Below are 3,371 nucleotides of genomic sequence, written 5' to 3' on the forward strand. Positions count from 1 at the left end.
TTTTGGTGGCTGCACACCTTCAAAACACCGCCTTTTCGCGTTCCCGTCGAGTCCCTTGACATGCTGGAGGGAGATGTGTTGTCTGGGACGGCAATTATGCGAAGTTGTCGGCTACTGAGGTCTAGATTTTGGTGGCATTCCATCCTCACGGTCCAGACCTCATGGCACATGGCTCAAAGCTCATGGCCCCCGCCCCTCCCCCCTCTACACTGCGGCCATGAACCGCGAGCAGGCTTACGCCCTGATGGTCCAGCACACGCCGTCCCTGTCGCTGCAGCGGCACATGCTGAATGTGGAAGCGGCCATGCGCGCCTACGCCCGCCACTGGGGCGAGGATGAGGAACGGTACGCCGTGACCGGCCTGCTGCACGACTTTGACTACGAAGCCCATCCGGACGAGCACCCGGTCTGGGGCGTGACCTACCTGCGCGAGCACACCGACACCCCGCCCGAGGTGCTGGACGCCATCATGGGCCACGCGGCGTATACCGGCACGCCCCGGGACACCCGGCTGGCCAAAACCCTCTTTGCTGTGGACGAGCTCACTGGGCTGGTGCAGGCCGCCGCCCTGATCCGCCCGGATAAGGACGTGCGCGGCGTGGAACTGTCCAGCCTGAAAAAGCGCTTTAAAAACCGCGCCTTTGCCGCTGGGGTCAACCGCGAGGAGGTGGAACAGGGCGCCCAGGAGCTGGGCGTGCCGCTGGACGAGCACATGGCACGGGTGCTGCGCGCGCTGCAGGACCTGAGCCCAGAAGCGGCCAAGTCATAAGAACTGCTGAGCATGGCATCAAGATCAGCTTTGGGCGCCGTTGCGTAACAGCACTCACAATGCAGGGGTCAAAAGGCCCAACCACCGCTGGACCTGCCGGTTGTGGCCCCCTCAAGGAGATGCCTATGAACAAGACCCTGCTGACGCTGGCCCTGCTGTTTGCCGCCCCTACCGCCCTGGCCGCCGCGCCCCAGCCCACCCTGATTCAGGTGCAGGACACCAGCACCGACTCCACCGACGGCGCCGCCGAGCAGGCTGGCGAAGCCGTGGACAACGCCGCCGCCGCGACTGGTGACGCTGTGGAAGACGCCGCCCAGGCCACCGGCGAAGCCGTGAACGACGCGGCCCAGGCGACGGGCGAGGCCGTGAATGACGCCGCCCAGGCCACGGGCGAAGCGGTGAACAACGCGGGTGAAGCCGTGAACAACGCCGTGGACCCCAACGGCGACGGCGTGGTGGACAGCAACAACGACGGCGTGGCCGATACCCGCCAGTTCCCCTGGGGGCTGCTGGGCCTGCTGGGTCTGGCGGGCCTGCTGGGCCGCAACCGCCACCACACCACCACCACGACCTACACCACCGGTACCACCACCGGCCACACCACCGACCGCCGCTAAGCCTCCAGCAGCAGGGACCCCGGCACGCGCTGGGGTCCCCACTTTTTCTGCTGTTTAGCCCTTGGTGAGAATCCGCACGCTGAGAATCTGGTCAGCCACAGCGCCTTCAACTGGCGTCTCCTGGCCGGTGCTGGTGTCACTGGTGCGCGTCAGCTTGGGCAGCACGTCGTCGCCCGTGACCACCTTGCCAAAGATGGTGTGCTTGCCGTTCAGGCCCTCGGTGGGCCCAAAGGTGATGAAAAACTGGCTGCCGTTGGTGGCAGGGCCGCTGTTGGCCATGGCCAGAATGCCGGCAGCGTCGAAGGTGAGGCGGGTGCGGAATTCGTCGGCGAACTGGTAGCCGGGGCCGCCCGTACCCCACTCGGCCTTCTTGGCCTCGTCCACGCTCTTGGGGTCGCCGGACTGCGCCATAAAGCCATCAATGACGCGGTGAAAGCGAATGCCGTCGAAGTAGTGGTTGCGCGCCAGAAACACGAAGTTGTTGACCGTCACCGGGGTTTCCTGCTCGTACAGGTCAGCCAGAATCTGGCCCCGGTTGGTGTCGATCAGGGCGTAGTAGTCCTTGCCGTCTTCCAGGCTCAGGGCGGGCTCGGCCTTGAATTCGCGCACGGGCGTCTTGCTCAGCTCGGGCACAGCGGTGTAGCCGGCCGGCACCGGGCCGGGGGTGGTGACAGCCTGGGCAGCAGGCTTGGTCGTCTCGTCGCTCTTGTCGGTCTTCTCTGTGGTTTCGGCCGCCGGGTCCGTCTTGGTTTCGGTGGTGGTCTCGGTCGTGGTCTCGGCCTTTTCCTTGGGCTGGCAGGCGGTCAGGGCAAGCAGGGCAGTCAGGATCAGCGCAGCGTGTTTCATGGTCTGCCCCCAGTGTAGCGGCCCCCAGGGCCGGGCCGGCGTCCACCTGAAGATGCAGGCGGGGCCCCATGCTCTAGACTGCGCAGTTGATGATCGTAACCATTGACGGCGTGGCCGCCAGCGGCAAATCCAGCGTGTCGGCGGGCGTGGCCCAGGCGCTGGGGGTGCCTTATGTGAGCAGCGGCCTGCTGTACCGCGCCGTGACCCTGCTGGGCCTGGAAGCTGGGGCCGCGCTGCATGAGCCGGCTGCGCTCCTGGATTGTCTGCAGGCCAACCCGCCCCGCCTGGAGGCGCTGGCCAGCGGCAACCGCGTGTGGCTGGGCCAACGCGACCTGACCCCGGACCTGCACTCCACCCGCGTGGACCGGGGCGTGAGCGTGGTGGCTGCCCTGCCCGAGGTGCGCGCCTGGGTCGACGCCCAGCTGCGCACCCTGCCCGCCCCCCTGGTCGCCGAGGGCCGGGATATGGGCACCAACGTCTTTCCGCACGCCCAGGCCAAGTTCTACCTGACCGCCAGCCCCCGCGTGCGTGCCCAACGCCGCGCCTATGAACGCCCCGAGGACGTGGCCGCCATTGAAGCGGCCCTGACCGAACGTGACCGCCTCGACACGGTTCAGAGTGCCCCGGCGGCAGACGCCCATGTGATTGATACCAGCGAGCTGAGCCTGCAGGGCGTGATTGATGCAGTGCTAGCGCGGCTGCCGGCGAGATAAAGCCTCAGCTGCAGCCCCTGTGAAGGCAAGGACCTCGTTCCGCCCAGTGCAACGGTTCGGCAGAGGGCAGAAACGGCGCCACTCCCATCGCAAGGCCCTATGGTTGCTTCTCGCTATGCGGTTCAGCGGTCCCAGGCCGCTTAGCTGATCTCAGATCAACGGCGATTTCCTTAAGAGCTGTATCAGGCGCGAGGAGGAAAGGATGACCTACCTGGGCGTAAGCGCGCATCGCATATGAGTCTCCATTTCATCCCATCCAGTTTCTGGTCAGCAATTCAGAACCACTGGTGTAGCACTTAGGTAAGCCTCAGGAGTTGCACCTTGTATAGCGGAGTGAATAGCCGTGCTGGTGGAGAAATTCCTCGTTCTTGAGGAAGGTTCGGAGCAGGCGGTTCAAATACACGCTCGGCATCACCGTCATCAGGG

Annotated in this window: 4 protein-coding genes; 3 read left to right on the forward strand and 1 reads right to left on the reverse strand. The window is 65.5% G+C overall.

Annotated elements, in window-relative coordinates; all coding sequences use genetic code 11:
• Nucleotides 1-217 precede the first annotated feature (217 nt).
• Both KMW22_RS19210 and KMW22_RS19215 read left to right on the forward strand, forming a co-directional pair.
• Nucleotides 218-769: an HD domain-containing protein gene (locus tag KMW22_RS19210; RefSeq protein WP_221091636.1), complete on the forward strand. Its 552-nt coding sequence runs from the start codon at nt 218-220 to the stop codon at nt 767-769.
• Between the two features lie 125 nt (nt 770-894).
• On the forward strand, nt 895-1,386 hold the full coding sequence (locus KMW22_RS19215; protein WP_221091637.1) for a hypothetical protein: 492 nt from the start codon (nt 895-897) through the stop codon (nt 1,384-1,386).
• Between the two features lie 54 nt (nt 1,387-1,440).
• Here KMW22_RS19215 and KMW22_RS19220 read toward each other — a convergent pair whose 3' ends face one another.
• Nucleotides 1,441-2,232 (reverse strand): peptidylprolyl isomerase, encoded by a 792-nt coding sequence (locus tag KMW22_RS19220; protein ID WP_221091638.1) that lies wholly within the window; start codon nt 2,230-2,232, stop codon nt 1,441-1,443.
• Between the two features lie 89 nt (nt 2,233-2,321).
• Here KMW22_RS19220 and cmk point away from each other — a divergent pair, with 89 nt between their 5' ends.
• Entirely contained in the window at nt 2,322-2,945 is a 624-nt protein-coding gene (cmk, locus tag KMW22_RS19225) for a (d)CMP kinase (RefSeq protein ID WP_221091639.1), read from the forward strand.
• Nucleotides 2,946-3,371 lie beyond the last annotated feature (426 nt).

The sequence above is a fragment of the Deinococcus aquaedulcis genome, from assembly GCF_019693445.1.
GTDB lineage: Bacteria > Deinococcota > Deinococci > Deinococcales > Deinococcaceae > Deinococcus > Deinococcus aquaedulcis.

Bases quoted from the DNA above. Each gene is read 5' to 3' on its own strand.
- KMW22_RS19220 (WP_221091638.1), bottom strand. From the start codon at position 2,232: ATGAAACACGCTGCGCTGATCCTGACTGCCCTGCTTGCCCTGACCGCC.
- KMW22_RS19210 (WP_221091636.1), top strand. From the start codon at position 218: ATGAACCGCGAGCAGGCTTACGCCCTGATGGTCCAGCACACGCCGTCC.
- KMW22_RS19215 (WP_221091637.1), top strand. From the start codon at position 895: ATGAACAAGACCCTGCTGACGCTGGCCCTGCTGTTTGCCGCCCCTACC.
- cmk (WP_221091639.1), top strand. From the start codon at position 2,322: ATGATCGTAACCATTGACGGCGTGGCCGCCAGCGGCAAATCCAGCGTG.